General features: G+C 41.7%; 14 protein-coding genes, 1 tRNA gene and 1 pseudogene. 9 read left to right on the top strand and 7 right to left on the bottom strand.

Annotation, left to right across the window (positions count from 1 at the left end):
* Nucleotides 1-11 precede the first annotated feature (11 nt).
* Nucleotides 12-3317: a TonB-dependent receptor domain-containing protein gene (locus NXX38_RS17450; protein WP_258980424.1), complete on the bottom strand. Its 3306-nt coding sequence runs from the start codon at nt 3315-3317 to the stop codon at nt 12-14.
* A gap of 216 nt (nt 3318-3533) precedes the next feature.
* Nucleotides 3534-5225 (bottom strand): energy-dependent translational throttle protein EttA, encoded by a 1692-nt coding sequence (gene ettA, locus NXX38_RS17445; protein WP_148367308.1) that lies wholly within the window; start codon nt 5223-5225, stop codon nt 3534-3536.
* A gap of 120 nt (nt 5226-5345) precedes the next feature.
* Here ettA and NXX38_RS17440 point away from each other — a divergent pair.
* Nucleotides 5346-5418 (top strand) — tRNA-Lys (locus NXX38_RS17440).
* 110 nt (nt 5419-5528) lie between these two features.
* On the opposite strand, the gene NXX38_RS17435 is transcribed toward NXX38_RS17440, so the two are convergent.
* The 3 genes from NXX38_RS17435 to NXX38_RS17425 form a co-directional block, all read right to left on the bottom strand.
* The gene (locus NXX38_RS17435; RefSeq protein WP_217722283.1) at nt 5529-6479 is read right to left on the bottom strand and encodes a helix-turn-helix domain-containing GNAT family N-acetyltransferase; all 951 of its coding nucleotides are present in this window, start codon (nt 6477-6479) and stop codon (nt 5529-5531) included.
* A gap of 126 nt (nt 6480-6605) precedes the next feature.
* Nucleotides 6606-8438: a PAS domain-containing sensor histidine kinase gene (locus NXX38_RS17430; protein ID WP_258980417.1), complete on the bottom strand. Its 1833-nt coding sequence runs from the start codon at nt 8436-8438 to the stop codon at nt 6606-6608.
* A gap of 233 nt (nt 8439-8671) precedes the next feature.
* The gene (locus tag NXX38_RS17425; protein WP_258980415.1) at nt 8672-10057 is read right to left on the bottom strand and encodes a GDSL-type esterase/lipase family protein; all 1386 of its coding nucleotides are present in this window, start codon (nt 10055-10057) and stop codon (nt 8672-8674) included.
* 91 nt (nt 10058-10148) lie between these two features.
* Here NXX38_RS17425 and NXX38_RS17420 point away from each other — a divergent pair, with 91 nt between their 5' ends.
* The 3 genes from NXX38_RS17420 to mtgA all read left to right on the top strand — a co-directional run bounded on the left by NXX38_RS17420 (nt 10149) and on the right by mtgA (nt 13103).
* Nucleotides 10149-11501 (top strand): MATE family efflux transporter, encoded by a 1353-nt coding sequence (locus NXX38_RS17420; RefSeq protein WP_148367312.1) that lies wholly within the window; start codon nt 10149-10151, stop codon nt 11499-11501.
* A gap of 164 nt (nt 11502-11665) precedes the next feature.
* Complete coding sequence (locus NXX38_RS17415; RefSeq protein WP_148367314.1) at nt 11666-12382, top strand: OmpA family protein; 717 nt, start codon at nt 11666-11668, stop codon at nt 12380-12382.
* Nucleotides 12360-13103 carry a monofunctional biosynthetic peptidoglycan transglycosylase gene (gene mtgA / locus NXX38_RS17410; RefSeq protein WP_148367316.1) on the top strand — a complete coding sequence of 248 codons (744 nt, stop codon included), beginning with the start codon at nt 12360-12362 and terminating at the stop codon, nt 13101-13103. Before NXX38_RS17415 ends, mtgA begins: the two co-directional genes overlap by 23 nt.
* Nucleotides 13104-13194: 91 nt before the next feature.
* On the opposite strand, the pseudogene NXX38_RS17405 reads toward mtgA, so the two are convergent.
* A pseudogene (locus NXX38_RS17405) lies at nt 13195-13697 on the bottom strand (RNA polymerase sigma factor).
* 240 nt (nt 13698-13937) lie between these two features.
* Between NXX38_RS17405 and NXX38_RS17400 the strand changes: the two are divergent.
* The 3 genes from NXX38_RS17400 (at nt 13938) to NXX38_RS17390 (ending at nt 16129) form a co-directional block, all read left to right on the top strand.
* Nucleotides 13938-14498: a LemA family protein gene (locus NXX38_RS17400; RefSeq protein WP_074557147.1), complete on the top strand. Its 561-nt coding sequence runs from the start codon at nt 13938-13940 to the stop codon at nt 14496-14498.
* A gap of 45 nt (nt 14499-14543) precedes the next feature.
* Nucleotides 14544-15506 (top strand): M48 family metallopeptidase, encoded by a 963-nt coding sequence (locus NXX38_RS17395; RefSeq protein ID WP_258980411.1) that lies wholly within the window; start codon nt 14544-14546, stop codon nt 15504-15506.
* Nucleotides 15507-15631: 125 nt separating this feature from the next.
* Complete coding sequence (locus NXX38_RS17390) at nt 15632-16129, top strand: DUF4251 domain-containing protein (RefSeq protein WP_074557144.1); 498 nt, start codon at nt 15632-15634, stop codon at nt 16127-16129.
* Nucleotides 16130-16137: 8 nt separating this feature from the next.
* Here NXX38_RS17390 and NXX38_RS17385 read toward each other — a convergent pair whose 3' ends face one another.
* Nucleotides 16138-16761, bottom strand: a complete 624-nt coding sequence (locus tag NXX38_RS17385; protein WP_074557143.1) for a trimeric intracellular cation channel family protein — start codon at nt 16759-16761, stop codon at nt 16138-16140.
* Between the two features lie 93 nt (nt 16762-16854).
* On the opposite strand from NXX38_RS17385, the gene wecB reads away from it, so the two are divergent.
* Nucleotides 16855-17943, top strand: coding sequence for a non-hydrolyzing UDP-N-acetylglucosamine 2-epimerase (gene wecB / locus NXX38_RS17380; RefSeq protein WP_074557142.1), 1089 nt, complete (start codon nt 16855-16857; stop codon nt 17941-17943).
* Between the two features lie 316 nt (nt 17944-18259).
* Entirely contained in the window at nt 18260-20836 is a 2577-nt protein-coding gene (locus tag NXX38_RS17375) for a DUF5686 and carboxypeptidase-like regulatory domain-containing protein (protein ID WP_195650421.1), read from the top strand.
* The last annotated feature ends 1 nt before the right edge of the window (nt 20837 follow it).

Raw genomic sequence — 20837 nt, 5'->3', positions numbered from 1 at the left:
TTAAACTACTATTAATTGAAAATATAACGTACACTAAACTGTACTGAATAAGTAGATTTAAAGCTTTGGAAATCACGATAAGTACTTGTCAGCGTCTCACCAGCATTCTTATTCATAGTGAATTCTCCATTTTTATATTGCAACAAGCTAGAATTGATTACTTGCTTATAAAGTCCCCAGCTATTATTCAACAAGTTAGGAAGATTTTTGATATCAACTCCTACTTGCAACAAGTTTCGCTTACCACCAACGTTTAAATAGAAGTCTTGATTCAATTTAAAGTCAACCTGATGATGCCATGGCATAACAGCTCCACCTCTTTCAGCATATTTACCTTTGCGATTCTTCAGATATTTATCTTGGTTAATATAATTCCAGAAATCATCTCTTTGTTGTGTAGCAGGATAAGAAGCAGCATCACTAAACTTCCAGTTATCCAATTCTTCACGCGTTGCAGGAATATACAATAAGCTATTTGCACCCGCATCACCAACAACATTACCAGAGAAAGTATATGAGTAACGGCTATATCCCCATGTTCCGGCATATCCCATCTGCATTCCTTCATATAATAAAGAAACACTGGTTGCAAAATGCTTACCATATTCTTTCTTATAACCAACTGTAGCCAAAATACGGTCAGGAGCTACATAAGTGCCATAACCCAATTCGTGTTCATTAATACCATTTACTGAATAAGTATTAGTTTTATAAGCAGAAGTTACCTGGTCACCAATACCATCGCTATATGAACGAGATTTTGAATGTGTATAAGCAAATGATAAATCTAAACCAAAATCAAAGTTCTTACGCAATTGAGCTGAAATTGAATAGTAATATGCACCTTTTTTCCAATTTTCTAAAAGATAAACATTCTGACCTTTATTATATATCTTATATGTATCACGAACGTCATTTGGAGAAAGAGTTAATTTTGCATCTTGTACCTCATAACCACGATTAGTTATCACAACAGGATTATAATCACGACTGTAAATTCCTTCTAATGTAAAATTAATATCACCCGGCAATCTCATATCAAGGGCTAATGAAGTCTTCCAAGTAGAAGGCATCTTCAAATCTTTATCAATAATGGTAGGGTCTTTAGGAAGCTCTACTTTTGAATGTGACTGACCGCCATAGAGATCTTTCAATATCTCATCACGATTTGCATGGAAGCCTGGTTTGTATTGAGCAGTAGCAGCATCCGTATAATAATAAGTAGTTTGTCCCACGCCTGAATTTCCCACAGCAGAAATCAACCATACGAAAGGCATACGCCCAACAAATAGACCTGTACCACCACGAAGAACATACTTACGGTCTCCTGTTATATCCCAATTAAAACCAACACGCGGCGACACAGATACTTTCGCACTCGGAAGTTGATCTGTAGAATAATGCTGACCACCAAAATCTAATTTGGCAAACTCTTCATTATAATTATTCTTTAAAGAAGGATAAGTTGGCAATTCAAAACGAAGTCCACCTGTTACTTTAAAGTTTTCTGAAACAGAGATTTCATCTTGCAAATACAAAGAATATTGTTGGAATTTCAATTCTGCAAGGAATTGAGACATATCAGGTGAATTTGAGTGGGTTATAGCAAAAGCGTATGGGGTTTTATTATTTACAAAATCACTCCAAGTTGAATAAACATAGTAACCAGCACCTCCTAGCATATAACCATTAATAGCTTTCGTATGCTCATATTGGAAACCAGCCATAAACTTATTAATACCTACATTCCAGTTGAACTCATCTGTAATAGTGAATACTTTTGTCTGACGCAGATTACCTGCAGTAAAAAGGTCTGCGCCAAAATTAGCATATACGGCACCATCTTGTAATATATCAACAGTTGGGAAAAGAGGGCCATCAAATGAACGAGGCTCATCTTGATAGGAATATGCAAAACGCAACATATTATTCATTGCTCCTTGAGCCATACGCGAGTTCCATTCACCTGCAACAGAAGTAAAATCACGCACTTGATAATAGTTGGAATTAGAAAAACTTAATGCATATTTAGATGTGCGTCCCTGTCCTGAAGCAATGTCACCAACAGGCTTACCATCTATAACTTCATTAGATTTACCTCCTGGATAAAGATCTGACGAATACAATGGATTGGTTGAACTAGTAGGGAAGTTAGAATCTTTAGTATGCGTTCTGGTAAAGCGGAAACTAACCTTATTATCTTGATTGGCATTCCAGTCAATACGAGCCATAATACGATAAGCAGGAGTATCCGTTGAATAATCATTATACTTTCCTGGATCAAAATCGTATTTTTTTAATAAGAAACTGCGTATGTCATCCATATCACTTTGAAGAGGGCGATGTACATTACCACTGCTATAGCTTTCTCCAAGTGCAGTACGAGGACGATAACTTGATCCCGCAGTTACATTGTCTTCATATTCTCCATTCACAAAAAAGAACAACTTATCTTTTATAATCGGACCACCAAAGCTTGCGCCATAAGTATAATATTGAGCTTTGGAGCGTAAAAGTTCATAATCATCAACCTTGCTTCCTTTTAGATTCTCATTATTAAAATACATATAGGCAGTTCCACGGAATTGATTATCTCCTGAACGGGTTACTGCATTAATTGCACCTCCTGTAAAACCACTCTGACGAACGTCGAACGGAGTTACAGCCACTGTAACTTGTTCCAAAGCATCCAAAGAAATTGGAGACCCGTTAGCCGGAAGATTACCTCCTAATCCGAATGTATTATTAAAAGCAGCACCATCAACTGTGACAAATGACTGACGATAGTTACCACCACCTACTGCAAAACCGTTACCAACATCAGCACCTTGTGGAGAAAGACGCATGATATCGCTGATACTACGAGAAATAGTCGGAGTACTATTAATCATATCACGATTGGCATTCATAATAGCACCTGCTCTGTCAGACTTCATATTACTCTCTTTAGAAGCAGTCACTACTACTTCGTCCAACAGTTCTGAACTCTCTTTTAAAGAAACATTTAAAACATAATTCTCTCCCAGCAAAAGATTAATTCCCTTGTAAATTGCTGTTTGATAACCAACATAAGAAATTTCTACTTTGTAAGGGCCGCCGGTACGCATACCCTGCAGATTAAATTGACCACTGACGTTAGTCACTGTACCATAACGAGTGCCTGATGGTTCGTGAACCGCAACGACTGTTGCTCCAATGATTGGTTCATCTTGTGCGGTCACTTTACCACTCATCGTGGCTGTTGTAACCTGCGCGCTCATCGTGACAGCAATAAACAACATTACTAGCACTAAGAAAGATCGCATTCTCTTTAACATAAATGTAGTTGATTAGTTAATATAAATTGTTTGCTTTTAAAAACTGTGCACAAATATAATTAATAATATTTAGAACTACATTACGATTATACTACAATTTTTTAAGAGAGATAAACGTTTTACTACCTTATAAAATGATAAAGGCTCTACAATATTTGCAGAGCCTTTTATTTTGAAACAGAAAGCATTAGAAATGCTTCAATCTATTACTTTATACTAGTCAGTCATTAACTTTCTATAACGAACACGCTTCGGCTCTTCATTTCCCAAACGTTTCATTTTATTTTCTTCGTATTCTGAATAAGACCCTTCGAAGTAGAATACATTGGAGTCTCCTTCAAAAGCCAGAATGTGTGTACAAATACGGTCGAGGAACCAACGGTCATGCGAGATAACTACGGCACAGCCGGCAAAATCTTCCAGACCTTCTTCCAAAGCACGCAGTGTGTTTACGTCAATATCATTGGTAGGCTCATCGAGCAACAGTACATTGCCTTCTTCTTTCAAAGCCATCGCCAAGTGTAAACGGTTTCTTTCACCACCGGACAGTACACCGCAAAGTTTTTCCTGATCGCCTCCGGAGAAATTGAAACGGGAAAGGTATGCACGCGCATTGATGTCACGTCCTCCCATGCGGATCAACTCATTGCCACCGGAAATTATCTGGTAAACACTCTTATTCGGATCAATGTCTCTGTGTTGCTGGTCTACATACGCCACCTTTACAGTCTCTCCTACTTCAAATTCTCCTTTATCTACTGTCTCCAATCCCATAATCAGACGGAACAGTGTCGTCTTTCCCGCACCATTGGGACCGATCACACCGACAATACCATTAGGAGGAAGCATAAAGTTCAAATCGTCAAACAACAGTTTATCGCCGTATGCTTTAGCCACCTGTTTCGCTTCAATGACTTTATTACCCAGACGCGGACCATTCGGAATGAAGATTTCAAGTTTTTCTTCTTTCTCTTTCACGTCTTCATTCAGCAACTTGTCATAAGAGTTAAGACGTGCCTTACCCTTTGCCTGACGGGCTTTCGGAGCCATGCGCACCCATTCCAACTCACGTTCCAGTGTTTTGCGACGTTTGCTGACGGTCTTTTCTTCCATTTCCATGCGTTTTGTCTTCTGCTCCAACCAGGAAGAGTAGTTACCTTTCCAGGGAATACCTTCACCACGGTCCAGTTCGAGAATCCATCCGGCTACATGATCGAGGAAGTAACGGTCGTGCGTCACGGCAATAACCGTACCTTCATATTGCTGAAGATGTTGTTCCAACCAGTCAATAGATTCTGCATCCAAGTGGTTGGTAGGTTCGTCCAGCAAGAGCACATCCGGTTTCTGCAACAACAAACGACATAAAGCTACCCGGCGACGTTCACCTCCGGACAGGTTTTCTACCGGCTGATCTTCAGGCGGACAACGGAGAGCATCCATCGCACGTTCCAGTTTGCTATCCAGATTCCATGCATCAGTCGCATCAATGATATCTTGCAGTTCGCCCTGACGGGCAAAAAGAGCATCCATCTTATCCTGATCCTCGTAGTACTCCGGTAAACCGAACTTCTGATTGATTTCTTCGTATTCTGTCAGTGCGTCAACAATGGGTTGCACACCTTCCATTACTACTTCTTTTACTGTCTTTGTGTTGTCTAAATAAGGTTCCTGTGCCAAGTAACCCACGGAATATCCCGGAGAGAACACCACTTCTCCCTGATAGGATTTCTCCAAACCGGCGATGATCTTCAATAACGTTGATTTACCGGAACCGTTCAAACCGATAATACCGATTTTCGCTCCATAGAAAAACGACAGGTAAATGTCTTTCAGCACATTCTTATTGGGGGTGAAAGCCTTGCTCACTCCCACCATCGAGAAGATAATTTTTTTATCGTCAGCAGCCATATGTATGATTATATATTGTTGATAATGGCACAAAGATAAGAAAAATGTTTGAATTCTTTTGGAGTTATAAAAAAATGTTCTACCTTTGCACCCGCATTCGAAAGAAAGCACTGAAGGACCGATTCGCTAGCTCAGCAGGTAGAGCACAACACTTTTAATGTTGGGGTCCTGGGTTCGAGCCCCAGGCGGATCACTGAAACACAGAACAGAAAAGATAACTCCTACAATATCAAGGTATTGCAGGAGTTTTTTTATATTATATCCGTAATCAATAATCACTATCATATTTTCTAAAAATGATAGTCACACTTTTCTCTGCAACTCTTTCACCATATGAAAAGGTGCGTCCTGATAAAGCCCTGACTTATCTAATGCACTACTTATATGCTTATATCCGCATTTTTCATACATAGCAACAGCATTTCCAAACTCGTGATATGAAACAATATACATATGTGTATATCCTGCCTTTATTGCTCGTTGTTCTATTAGCTGCAGTAGACGTTTTCCAATTCCTTTTCCCCTAAGTTCCGGTTTAAAATGGAATTTTGACAATTCAGCATACTCTTGGGGCAGGCCTTTAGTTGGATAAAAGCCGGCACCACCCAATATTACACCGTCACATTCAACCACCCAATATTCTGCATTTTTTATATTAAAAGTCTGAAACATCATATCTGTATGTGGATCATCATAAAATGTACCGACTTTAGGAGCGTCATGTTCTTCAACTGAAGCACGAAGTACACAAGCAATTGAAGTATTATCTTCTTCCTCTATTGGACGTATAACAATGGGCGCAACCTTCTTAACTGCAAGATTTGTTTCCTTTTCGTTCATTGTATTATAAATGAAGTCCATACTATTTATTATCTTTTGCAGTTGGTTATCATTCAGGTGTGCAAAGATTTCCTCCACAGATTGATTAGCGGCAGCATTTAAGCGATGATAAATTTCACATCCTTTTTGTGTGAGATTTATCAGCCCCATGCGACTATCTCTTTCTGTTCCTTTTCGACATATATACCCTTTTTGTTCCAGTTGTTTTAATAAACGGGAGAGCAAACCTTTATCCATGTTTAACTCACTGGATATATCTTTGGAACTTCTATCAGGGTGCAAATAAACATCCTGAATAATGCGAACCTCGGGAAGTCCAAATTCACTTTCTAAATAATACTTATTAAGTACGCCTAACAACTTTGTATAGAACCTATTAAAGGCTCTTATACTATTCAAATGTTCCTGTTTCATGGCGCAAAGATACGCCCTTTAGTTGACTTTGTCAACTAAAGGAAGAAATATATTATTTATCACAAACTTTCATGGCAACAGTCATGAACAAAGGGGATCTTTCTTTTTTATATTTTCCCAATATACTTATTCAACAGGCATAGAATGGCACGGTAATTCGATTACAAAAGTAGTACCTGTTCCCAGTTGGGAATCTACTATTATCCGTCCGTTCATCTTTTCGACAATCAACTTACAGATGGATAAGCCCAAACCTGCCCCTTGAGCAAAAGAGTCCAACTTCTCAAACCTTTCGAATATCTTTTCAAGCATATTCTGCGGAATACCCCGGCCGGTATCTTTAACACCGATTCGGACAAACTGCCGGTCTACCTCATAGAAGACTTCCACATATCCGGTGGTGGTGTTCTTTAAGGCATTCGAGAGGAAGTTTCTCAATATCAGCTTAATGCGCGGCCTATCCAGTTCCGCCAAAGAATCATGCTCCGGATAGTGGGTCAGGAGTTCAACACCGGAGGGTACTTGATGAATGTGCTCCGCTACACTCTCGTCAAGAAGTTCGGTAAGATTGACCCAATCCGGATGCAGTTCCAGATAACCGGACTCTATCTTAGAAAGATCAATCACATTATTAATCAGATCAAGCAGAAGTTTGTTGTTATGACTGATCTGGGAATTATAAAATTCTTTTTCCGCCGCATTTTCCGTACTGCCCAACAAACTTGAGAATCCAATAATGGCATTTAAAGGAGTACGGATCTCGTGGCTCATATTAGCCAGGAAAGCAGACTTTAAACGATCGGATGACTCGGCTTTATCACGTGCTTTGACAAGCATTTCTTCTGTTTTTTTTAGCTCTGTAATATCATAATTAATGCTGATAATTTCAATCATCCGGTCTTGCGGAGCGTATCTCTTTACTAACAGATTGACATACATCCATGTGCATGTGCCGTCCTCCCTAAGGATACGCATCTCTTTACCTAGTTTGACAGCAAGTCCCTTTCGTGCATCGTCCAGAAACTGAATCAGCAGGGCACGGTCGTCGGGATGAAAATGCCGGTATGTACCAAGAATCTCGGATAACGGAGTTCCATCCGATTCACCCACATTTCTGTACCAGTTTTTTTGGGCATAGCCGTGTCCATTCAAAACATTAAAGTGAGCATAACCGACCTTGGCATAATCGCCAACCAGTTCGAAAAACTCCTCAAACTCCTGTATTTTATTATAGGCTATGGTTGCTTCTGTCTTATCTGCATTAATCAACAAATAATTGATCGGTTGGCATTTGCTATCATATAATGTAGTCACTTTAGTCACCAAATCAATCGTGCCTTCCTTTCGGGAGCTCTGATAATAGGTTCCGACTTTCGAGAAGTCATAACGAAAAGTAAAGTCGGCATCCTCATACATCTTCAACCGTTCTTTCATCTCCTTCGGGAAAATTGGGTTCTCGAAAATATTGATACCCAAGATGTCTTCTTTCTTCTCCACATGAAACATCTCCAATTCCCTATCGTTCAAATCCACCAACGTCCCATCCATATCATACAACTCGACACCAATGGGTAAATGCTTGAAAATGTTATATAAGAGACGTTCACTGTATTGCAAGGCCTGATAAGCAGATGCCATATCAGGACCATCCTGCACTTCGGCTATTCCATAAACAATTTCATTTCCGTCTTCGTCTGTTTCTCGAAAGCAAATCTTACTGCGTATCCAAACGGCTCCTTTTACTGTATCGAGCAAATATACCGTTTCCGGTCTTTGATGCACACCAAAAGAATGAACAGTTGTAGGAGGTTGCTCTTCTTTCAAAATACGTTTATTGAAATCTTCAAAACTGATCATTCCGGTCTGATCCAGACCTAACAACTCCAATATAAGTTCAGAACATTCATAACTTGCAGTTGATAAATTGGCTTTCCACCACCCCATGTTAGCGTTAGCCATCAACTGCGAGAAAAAAAGTAAAATCTTGTAGTCTATTCATAACGCTATTTATCATTTTAATATTTTTCGGGCGCAAAAATAGATATTACCGCCAAACCGGACTTTCAAAAAGATACTTTTTTAGCATATTATAAGAAGATTATTCGTCATTAAACTAAAAAACAAACGGTTGGAACAATCTCTTTGAGAGAAAGTTCCAACCGTTTGTTTGGGGTAGTTCTCGCGTTTCTGTTTTACTTTTTCAAGGACTGATAAACGGCTTTTGCCATCACTTTAGCGCCTTCTTCATTCGGATGAATCTTATCAGGGAACAAATCAGGCATTCCGTCCATTGCCGCATGAAGATCGATAACAAGCAGGCCATTTTTCTTAGCAACCTTCCTTATCATCGGAATAATTTCTTTAGAGATAATATCATCGTTAATATTATCTCCGGTCTGATAGGCTTTGGAAGGATAGCAAAGATAAATCTTCGGTTGAGCAGGCAATGCTTTGAAAGCATCTACCATCGTCTGCAAATCTTTCGTGAAGTCTGCCTTATACTTCCAATTGAATGATTTACTGTCATTTGTACCCAATTTGATAACAACGATATTGGGATTGAAAGCCAGTGCATCCCGATAAGCCTTCTCATTCATATAAGGATGATCGCCCTTGTTCAACAGAGTGCGTGCACTTACTCCGAAATTCTTTACCCAATAAGCCTCCCCCAACATACGACTTAACACAGCCGGATAACTGTCACGATTGCGATTCTTGATACGTGCCCCATACGTAATGCTATTGCCGATGCAAGCTACACGGATAGCATCTTTATGAGGCACTTTGAAACTACGGAGCCAGGATGTCAGTTCATTCAGCATTTCATTCTTGTAAAGAAAACCTTCACGAATCCCCCATCCATGCCCGCCGGAAGGATAGATATGAAGTACTGAAGGAACATTGTTCTTGTTCAGAGCCAGATAATAATTAACTCCATTAGCAGGTGGAACGACCTTATCGTCATCACTATATACGATAAAAGCACGCGGCGTATCTTTCGTCACTTGCTTTTCATTGGAATATTCTGTTTCCAGTTCGGCAGAAGCATCTTTACCCAATAGATTATCATGAGATCCCATGTGGGTATATGACTTATCCATCGTAATCACAGGATAGAAAAGAATCTGGAAATTCGGACGAAGTTCCGGTTTAGCATGAGTGGCAATAGTGGATGCCAGATGTCCGCCGGCAGAAGAGCCCATAATACCGATGTCATTCGGATTCAGATTCCATACATCAGCACTGTCACGCACAATTTTCATAGCAGCTTCGGCATCCGAGATTGGCAGTGTGCGGTCGCCTTTCGGCATCCGGTATTTCAAAACAATCAACGCAATTCCTTGTTTGTTGAAATAGGGTGCCCAATCATACCCCTCGTGGTTGACTGCCAAACCGCTATATCCGCCACCCGGACAAGCGACCACGGCACGCCCCGTTGCCAGTTCCGGTGCAGGAAGGAATACGCGAAGTGAGGGTTGTTCGATATCAAAAGGTTTCGGAGCATTCTGTGCTACCACTTGTGAACCTGCCAGTAAGATAAATAACAGGAGAAAAATAGTAGAAAATTTCTGTTTCATAGTATCTATATACTTTGTTTAATGAATAATTAGACGTGCGAAGATAGTAATTTTACGTATCTTTGCACCTCATTTTGAATAGAAAAATTATATGCAAGGAATAAAGAATCTGACAAAAGGCCCAATCAACCGTCAACTGTTTAATCTGGCAATGCCAATCATGGCAACGTCGTTTATTCAAATGGCATATAGTCTCACAGACATGGCATGGGTAGGACGGTTGGGAAGTGAAGCCGTAGCCGCCATCGGTTCCGTCGGAATCCTGACGTGGATGTCCGGTTCTATTTCCTTATTAAATAAGGTGGGATCTGAAGTGAGTGTCGGACAATCCATCGGTGCACAAAGCCAGGAAGATGCCCGCCACTTCGCGTCCCATAATATCACGATTGCTTTAATTATTTCCATTTGCTGGGGCGGGCTCCTTTTTATATTTGCAGAACCTATCATACGTATTTACGAACTTGAAGAACATATCACGGCCAATGCCATTCAATATCTGCGGATTGTTTCTACCGGATTACCTTTCGTTTTCCTTTCCGCTGCCTTCACCGGAATTTATAATGCAGCAGGACGTAGCAAAATCCCGTTCTTTATCAGTGGCACAGGATTGATTTTGAATATCATTCTGGACCCACTCTTTATATTCGGTTTCGGACTGGGAACAAACGGTGCGGCATATGCCACTTGGATTGCGGAAGCAAGCGTTTTCCTGATTTTCATCTATCAGTTGCGTTGCAGGGATGCCCTGCTGGGCGGTTTCCCTTTCTTCACCCGGCTAAAGAAAAAGTACACGCGGAGAATCCTTAAACTGGGATTACCCGTAGCCACCTTAAATACACTGTTTGCCTTCGTCAACATGTTCCTCTGCCGCACTGCCTCTGAACAGGGAGGACACATCGGCTTAATGACGTTCACCACCGGGGGACAAATCGAAGCAATCACCTGGAACACCTCACAGGGATTCTCCACCGCACTAAGTGCCTTCATCGCCCAAAACTATGCTGCCGGACGAATCGAACGGGTACTTAAATCCTGGTACACCACCCTATGGATGACGGGAATCTTCGGTACACTCTGTACTTTGCTATTCGTTTTCTTCGGAAACGAAGTTTTTGCCATATTCGTGCCCGAACAGGCAGCCTACGAAGCCGGAGGTGTATTCCTTCGGATCGACGGATATTCCCAACTCTTCATGATGCTCGAAATCACCATGCAGGGAGTTTTCTACGGCATCGGACGCACCATACCTCCCGCCATTATCAGCATCAGTTGCAACTATATGCGTATTCCGCTTGCTATCCTGTTTGTGCGGATGGGCATGGGAGTGGAAGGAATATGGTGGGCAGTCTGCGTCACCACCGTTGCCAAAGGTTTAATTCTTTTGAGTTGGTTCATTATTATTAAAAAGAAGTGCTTAAGTATTCCTTCAACGATAAAAGGATAATGATCATTTTCCTTTATTAACAAACAAAGGGATTCATCCGAGTTATTTTAACTTAAAAAGTACACGCTTGCCAAATAATATGTATCTTTGCATTGTTATTTATAATACGAAGCGATTCGTATAAAAACATTATTTATAAACCAATTTAAAAAAACATCAACATTATGAACAAGATGAAATTTATGGTTCTCTTCATGAGTATTGCCATGATTTTTGGTAGCTGTGGAAGTATGAACAACACTGGTAAAGGTGCTGCTATCGGTGGTGGTTCGGGTGCTGCACTGGGTGCAATCCTGGGAGGTGTTATCGGTAAAGGTAAAGGCGCCGCTATTGGTGCTGCTATCGGTACGGCAGTAGGTGCAGGTACGGGTGCTCTTATCGGTAAGAAGATGGACAAAGCAGCAGCAGAAGCAAAACAAATTGAAGGCGCACAAGTAGAACAGATAACAGACAACAACGGATTGCAAGCCGTGAAAGTAACATTCGATTCGGGTATTCTTTTCACTACCGGTAATGCAACTCTAAGTGCTGCTGCTAAATCTGCTTTAAGCAAGTTTGCCAACAATGTGCTCAATCAGAACCGGGATATGGACGTGTCTATCTACGGATACACCGACAACCAGGGCTGGAAAAACAGCACTGCCGCACAAAGCCAGCAGAAAAATCTGAACTTGTCACAAGAACGTGCACAGAGCGTGTCCAGTTATTTGTTGAGCTGTGGTGTTTCCACAAATCAGATCAAAGGTGTACAGGGAATGGGTGAAAGCGATCCCGTTGCAAGCAATGACACTGCTGCCGGTCGTGAACAAAACCGTCGTGTAGAAGTATACATGTACGCAAGTGAACAGATGATTAAAGATGCACAGGCAGCTGCTAATTAAAAAAATTCTGCGCTATACGCGCAACCTGCTGATTTTCTTCTTTGCATCCACCCTGTTGGCAGTGATTGTGTATCGGTTTATGCCGGTTTATGTCACTCCGTTGATGGTTATCCGAAGCGTTCAGCAGATTTTTTCAGGAGATAAACCCACGTGGAAGCACACGTGGGTTTCTTTTGATAAGATATCTCCCAACCTGCCGATGGCGGTCATAGCCTCCGAAGACAACCGTTTTGCCGAACACAACGGATTCGATCTTGTAGAAATCAAGAAGGCGATGAAAGAGAACGAAACACGCAAACGGAAACGCGGAGCAAGCACCATCAGTCAGCAGACAGCCAAGAATGTGTTCTTATGGCCGCAATCTTCATGGGTACGCAAGGGACTCGAAGTCTACTTTACGTTTCTCATCGAACTGTTCTGGTCGAAAGAACGGATCATGGAAGTCTATCTCAACTCTATAGAAATGGGAAATGGCATCTACGGCGCACAAGCTACCGCAAAGATCAAATTCGGAACAACAGCCGCCCAGCTGACCCGGGGACAATGCGCACTTATCGCCGCTACCCTGCCCAATCCGATACGGTTTAACTCGGCGAAACCTTCGTCATACATATTAAAACGACAAAAGCAGATATTACGGCTGATGAATCTGGTTCCAAAATTTCCACCTGAAGAAAAAGCCGTTGAAAAGAAAAAAGGCAAAAACAAAAAAAGCAAGTGACAATTGAATCATAAATAAAAAGAAAGGAGCAACGAGGATCTATCCCCTTGCTCCTTTTGCTTATAAGCTTGTTTGTATGCGTTATCCTCATTTATACAAAATCTTTCAACTCTTGTTGTAAACGTTGACGGGTGAAGAATATACGGCTCTTCACTGTACCTAATGGTAATCCTAATTTTTCTGCAATCTCACGGTATTTGAAACCTGATACATGCATGGAGAAAGGAATCTTATACTCCCGGGGAGTGCGTTGACGATGCGATGCATCTCTTTCAGGTCATAAGCACCTTCGGTACTTTCAAATCCTGAATCTTGTGGCAGATTTAAGTGATAATAATTATCAGTGGTATCAACAAAGGTCTGATCGCGTACTATTTTGCGGTAGTTATTAATAAAGATGTTACGCATGATTGTGTACATCCATCCTTTGAAATTTGTGTCCGGAACATATTTCTCTTCATTGTCTAATGCTTTTAAAGATGTTTCCTGCAATAAATCATTTGCTTCTTCACGGTTGGCCGTTAATTTATAAGCGAAACGAAGCAACTCCTCCTGTACTCCAATTAAATCTTTTCTGAAACTTAAACTTTTCATACTTTAATGGTTTTATGGTTAATATTTCGTTTTTCTCGACGTTTGCAAGTTTAAAGGTTTTTTGTGTATCCAACAGGGGATAATTCGTCATTTTTTAGGGGGTTATTCTATCAAATGATAGATTTTAGGTGCTTTCTGATAGTTTTTAGGTGGTATTTAGTAAATATATCCTCTATCTCTTGGTTAAAAGAACCAAATAGATTACTTTTGATTTTATATTACTAAATAAAACAAAAGGCTATGACCATACTTATTATTGTAGGAATTATTGTATTGCTGGGCATTATTTTCGCCTCCATGTACAACTCATTAGTGAAATTGAGAAACAATCGTGAAAACGCATTTGCCGACATCGATGTGCAGTTGAAACAACGTCATGATCTCATTCCACAACTGGTAGACACAGTGAAAGGATATGCCGCACATGAGAAAGAAACGCTCGACCGGGTGATTCAGGCACGTAACGGTGCAGTCAGTGCAAAAACGATTGACGATAAGATAGCTGCCGAAAACCAATTAAGCTCCGCTCTTGCCGGATTGAAGATTACCCTCGAAGCTTACCCCGATCTGAAAGCTAATCAGAATTTCCTGCAATTACAGGAAGAAATTTCTGACGTAGAAAATAAACTGGCTGCTGTCCGCCGCTACTTCAACTCGGCCACTAAAGAATACAATAATGCCGTGCAGACATTCCCGTCGAATATAATAGCAGGAATGACCGGATTCCAAAGAGAAATAATGTTCGACTTGGGAAAAAACGAACGTGCGAATCTGGAGCAGGCACCTAAAATTAGTTTCTAAAACCTTTATTTACACCGTCCATCCAATTACAAAAGTCGAACACGCATGCAATACGTCGGAATCCAAACACAGCAGAGCCGGAATAATCTGCGCTCTGCGTTTCTGCTATTCCTGTTTCCTTGTCTCGTAGCGGCACTCCTCTATTTATCCTGTTACCTGTTGGTTCTTTTGGGATACGGAAAGAGTATGGAAATAGAAATAATGCCAATGGTCAATCATTTCTTCTTCTCTTCGTTGCCATATACCATGGGGATCGTATTAATTTGGTTTCTGATTGCCTATTGGGCTAACACAAGTATTATCAATTCCGCCACCGGTTCCAAGCCGTTGAACCGTCGGGAGAATAAACGAGTTTATAATCTGGTGGAAAACCTCTGTATGTCTCAAGGCATGAAAATGCCGAAAATCAATATCATCTATGACAGTTCCCTGAATGCATTTGCCAGCGGTATCAACGAACGCACATACACCGTTACCCTATCGGAAGGTATCATCCGGAAACTAAATGATGAGGAACTGGAAGCGGTAATTGCGCACGAGCTAAGTCACATCCGTAACCGTGACGTGCGCCTGCTGATTATTTCCATCGTCTTTGTCGGGATCTTTTCCATGCTGACAGAAATCACATTTTATGCCATCACGCACATACGCGTGCGTAGTAACAATAAAGGTAGCGGCGGCGTGTTCCTCTTTATTCTTATCGCTTTAGTGATAGCCGCCATCGGCTATCTCTTCGCAAGCCTGATGCGCTTTGCCATTTCACGCAAACGCGAATACATGGCAGATGCAGGTTCGGCAGAAATGACGAAAAACCCATTAGCACTGGCCAACGCTCTCCGCAAAATATCGGCAGACCCTGCCATCGAGGCAGTAGAAAGGAAAGACGTGGCACAATTATTTATTCAGAATCCCAAAAAGAATTCTAAAAGTATATTCAGCGGACTTAGCGGGTTGTTCGCCACTCATCCTCCTATCGAAAAGCGAATTGAAATACTGGAACAGTTCTAAATCGGGCTAAACTTATAAAAGACAGGGATTTCTGTTTAATTTTCATTAAAAGAAACAGAAGTATCCCTGTCTTTTTAGTATATTTGGTTGTTATACATATATACATCAACCTAAATACAACTGATATGAGAACGAAGAAACAAATCTTTATGCTGTTATTAGCCTTATTAATGGGAATCCCTACCCTTTCGGCTCAAAGTAAGAAGGAAAAGAAGGAACAGAAAAAAGAAGCGGTAAAGAAACTGATTGAATCAGAAAACTACAAGATAGATGTCAACACTGCCATGCCGATGCGCGGACGCTCCATCCCTTTGACGTCTTCCTACTCACTGACAATCAGAAATGATTCTGTTATTTCTTATTTGCCTTATTATGGACGGGCTTATAGCATCCCGTATGGCGGAGGTGACGGACTGAATTTCAAAGCCATCCTTAAAGAATATAATATGGAAATGGACAAGAAAGGGAATGCCGTTATCAAATTCGTTGCACGTAATCCTGAAGACAGATATGAATTCAGAGCCAAAGTCTTCCCCAACGGTTCGGCAAGTATCGATGTCAATATGCAAAACCGTCAGTCCATTAGTTTTCAGGGAGAACTGGATATAAAGGAGGAAAAGTAATGCCGTCCTTATTCTTCCGGCTCTTCACTACCTTTTAATATAGGCAGGCAGATATGATATTTGACAGCTAAGATGCGGGTCAGGAATACCGCCAGTCCGCCAATCAACTGACAGGCGTATGATTCCAGACCTGTGGCGTCGCAAATCCAGTATGCAATACCACCTACGACGCAGGCCATTGCATAAATTTCTTTTCGGAAAATGAGAGGTATTTCATTGATAAAAACGTCACGAATCACTCCACCTGCTGCTCCCGTAATGCTACCCATGATAATCGCCACCCAGAAAGGATAGCCTAAAGCAATGCTCTTGCCTACACCTACCACGGTAAACAATGCCAAGCCGATAGTATCGAAAATAAAGAAAGTATTATTGAGCCGTATGAGCGAACGTCCGAAACAGATCACCCACAGCAAAGCCAGTCCCGTACAAATCAGATATATAGGATCAGTCATCCATCCCGGTGTCACATCGAGCAGGACATCACGGATGGTACCGCCACCGATAGCTGTAGCAAGTCCTACCACATAAGCACCGAACCAGTCGAAACGTTTCGCCGAAGCCAGCCGGATGCCACTAATAGCAAAGGCAAATGTGCCTATAAAATCAAGAATTTGAACGAATGTGGGCATATATTTGTTATTTTGTATGCAAAGTAACAAATAAATTCCGTAAGAAAATGTACTTTTGCTTCACGAATTAAACCGAATAAGATAGGAAACAATATGAAAATAACAATTGTTGCGGGGGCACGCCCCAATTTTATGAAGATAGCTCCCATTACACGCGCTATTGAGGCCGCACGGGCGCTGGGTAAAAGTATCTCTTACCGACTGGTATATACAGGAAGGAAAGACGATACAAGTCTGGATGCTTCTCTCTTTTCGGACCTTGATATGAAAGCTCCCGATGTTTATCTGGGAGTGGAAAGCAGTAATCCAACGAGTTTGACAGCCGGAATCATGATAGCCTTCGAACAGGAACTGACGGAGAATCCGGCACACGTAGTTCTCGTGGTAGACGATCTGACTGCCACCATGAGCTGTGCCATCGTTGCCAAGAAACAAGGAATCAAGGTAGCGCATCTCGTAGCCGGAACCCGTTCTTTCGACATGAAGATGCCGAAAGAGGTCAACCGCATGATTACAGATGGAATATCCGACTATCTATTCACTGCCGGCATGGTTGCCAACCGCAACCTGAACCAGACAGGAACGGAAAGTGAAAATGTATATTATGTAGGCAACATTCTCATAGATACCGTTCGTTACAACCGGAACCGTTTGCTCAAACCGATATGGTTTTCCGTATTGGGACTGCAAGAGGGAAATTATCTCCTGCTCACCCTCAACCGTCGCGTATTGCTGAACAACAAAGGAAACCTGCGTCAGTTGCTGAAAACAATCATTGAAAAATCTGCCGGTATGCCTATCGTAGCACCGCTGCACACATACGTACGAAATGCCATCAAAGAATTAGGCATCGAAGCTCCGAACCTCCACATAATGCCGCCACAGAATTACCTGTTCTTCGGTTATCTGATAAACAAGGCAAAAGGAATCATTACGGATTCGGGCAACGTGGCCGAAGAAGCAACATTTATGGGTATTCCATGTATCACGCTCAACACGTATGCCGAACATCCCGAAACATGGCGCATGGGAACCAACGAACTTGTCGGGGAAGATCCTGCCCTGCTTGCCAAAGCAATGAACACCCTGATGCAAGGTGAATGGAAAAGAGGCGAACTTCCCGAGCGTTGGGACGGGCGTACAGCAGAACGTATCGTGCAGATATTGACTGATAAAAAATAGTACTGCTACAGGGATACATTTCATCTTCCGGCACGTTACTTTCCATTTCATGCCGGAAGACTTTATTTACCCCGTAAGGGAACTGTTGTTTCCCCGTAGAGAAACAAGAGTTTCCCCATAGGGGAACAAAGGTTTCCCATAGAGAAACAATCACTATCTACGCGGGAAACTAATTTATCGAAAGGTGAATTGCCCCATTCCCTTTCATTGACGGACAACCAAAGCTTGTAAACAACAAAAAACGATGGGTAAAAAAAGTTATATATTCTGTTATCCTTAGAGTTATTTGTTAACTTTGCGCCCTACTACGTACGTTATGAAACAACGATATAGCAAAATACTTATACTGTTCTTACTCGTATTGGCAGCTTCAAATGCTTTTGCGCAGCAAATAAAAGGGGTAGTCACTGATTCTGTTACCCACGAGCCATTGATGTATATCTCTGTTTACTATCAGGAAAAGAGAGATATGGGTACCATCACCAATATTGACGGAGAATACAGTCTTGAAGCCCGCAGAAACGGAGGAACTCTTGTGTTCTCCGCTGTAGGTTATATCAGTAAAACAGTTAAAGTCGGTTCCAACAATCAGACGGTAAACGTTAAGCTGGCTCCGGATAATGTGCTCCTGAACGAGGTTGTAGTGAAACCTCAAAAGGAAAAATACTCCCGTAAAAACAACCCGGCAGTCGAATTCATGAAGAAAGTAATCGAACACAAAAAGGCACAAGTCCTTGAAGTGAATGAATACTATCAGTACGACAAGTACGAGAAAATGAAGATGTCTATCAACGACCTCACGCCGGAAAAACTGGAAAAAGGAATCTACAAGAAATATTCATTCCTAAAAGATCAGGTGGAAGTTTCGGAAACAACCAATAAATTGATTCTCCCGATTTCCGTACAGGAGACGGCTTCGCAAACCATCTATCGCAAAAATCCCGAAAACAAAAAAACGATCATCAAAGGCAAGAACTCCAATGGTATAGAAGAATTCTTCTCCACAGGAGATATGCTCGGCACTGTACTGAAAGACGTATTTGCTGACATCAATATCTACGACGATGATATCCGGTTGCTCCAACAGCGCTTCGTGAGCCCTATCGGTAACAATGCCATCTCATTTTATAAATATTATCTGATGGACACATTGATGGTAAACAGGCGCGAATGTGTCCACCTCACGTTTGTTCCGCAAAACTCGCAGGACTTCGGATTCACCGGACATCTTTACGTATTGAACGACTCTACTTATGCCGTTCAGAAGTGTACGATGAACCTGCCTAAAAAGACAGGGGTAAACTTCGTCAACCGCATGGACATCGTGCAACAGTACGAGCAACTTCCTAACGGCAACTGGGTATTGGCGGATGATGACATGACCGTAGACCTATCCTGGAATTCCAACAAAACGGCAGGCGGATTGCAGGTGGAACGAACTACAAAATATAGTAATTATAAATTCGATCCTATCGAACAACGACTGTTCCGGTTGAAAGGCAGCGTGATAAAAGAAGCGGATATGCTTTCGAAAAGCGATGAATATTGGGCAAGTGTCCGTCAAGTACCGCTGACGAAGAAAGAAAGCTCGATGGATGTATTCGTCAACCGCCTCGAACAGATACCGGGATTCAAGTACATCATCTTCGGAGCGAAAGCACTGATTGAAAACTTTGTGGAAACAGGAAGCAAAGGCCATCCGAGCAAAGTGGATATCGGCCCTATCAACACCATGATTTCGAGCAACTACATTGATGGTACCCGTTTCCGGTTGAGCGGCATGACAACGGCTCATTTCCATAAACACTGGTTCTTGAACGGATACGGAGCTTACGGTCTGAAAGACGAACGCTGGAAATATAGCGGTACGGTGACTTATTCGTTTAATAAACGCGATTATGTTGTCTGGGAATTCCCGAAACATTATCTTTCGGCTACGTACAGTTATGACGTAATGTCTCCGATGGATAAATTCCTGTTCACGGATAAAGACAATATCTTCCTGTCGGTAAAAACAACGACAGTAGACCAAATGTCGTATATGCGCGACGCTACCATTAATTATGAACTTGAAACGCTGACAGGATTCGGAGTGAAAGCCATGCTGCGCCATCGCAACGACGAACCTACCGGCAAACTGGAATATCTGCGCAATGATGCCGCACAAACCCGTGTACATGATGTCACGACTTCGGAAGCAAGTCTGACGCTGCGTTATGCTCCGGGCGAATCATTTGTCAACTCCAAACAACGCCGCGTGCCCGTATCGCTGGATGCTCCTATCTTTACATTGACTCACGCCATGGGTTTCAAAGGAGTACTAGGCGGAGATTACAGTTTTAACCGTACGGAAGCAAGTGTGTGGAAACGTTTCTGGCTTCCCTCTTCCTGGGGAAAGATTGACTGTAGCTTAAAAGCAGGTGCTGAATGGAACACGGTTCCTTTCCCATTGTTGATCTTGCCGGAAGCTAACTTGTCCTACATCACCCAGCGCGAAACGTTCAACTTGATTAATAACATGGAATTCCTGAACGACCGTTACGCTTCCATGTCATTATCTTATGATATGAATGGAAAACTATTCAACCGTATTCCCCTTATCAAGAACTTGAAATGGAGGGAAATGTTCCGCGTACGTGCCTTGTGGGGAACATTGACGGATAAGAATAATCCGTTTAAGAGCAACAATCCCGATTTGTTCCGTTTCCCGACACGCGACGGTAAGTTCACCAGTTTCGTAATGGACCCGAAAGTGCCGTATATCGAAGGAAGTGTAGGTATCTACAACATTTTCAAGTTGCTGCACATTGAATATGTACATCGTTTCACTTACCGTGATAATCCGGGTATCAACAAAAACGGTATTCGTTTCATGGTATTAATGGTATTCTAAA

Origin of the sequence: Bacteroides sp. BFG-637 (assembly GCF_024793605.1) — a bacterium.
Classification (GTDB): Bacteria; Bacteroidota; Bacteroidia; order Bacteroidales; family Bacteroidaceae; genus Bacteroides; species Bacteroides vicugnae.
This window is presented reverse-complemented; position numbering and strand designations above follow the sequence as displayed.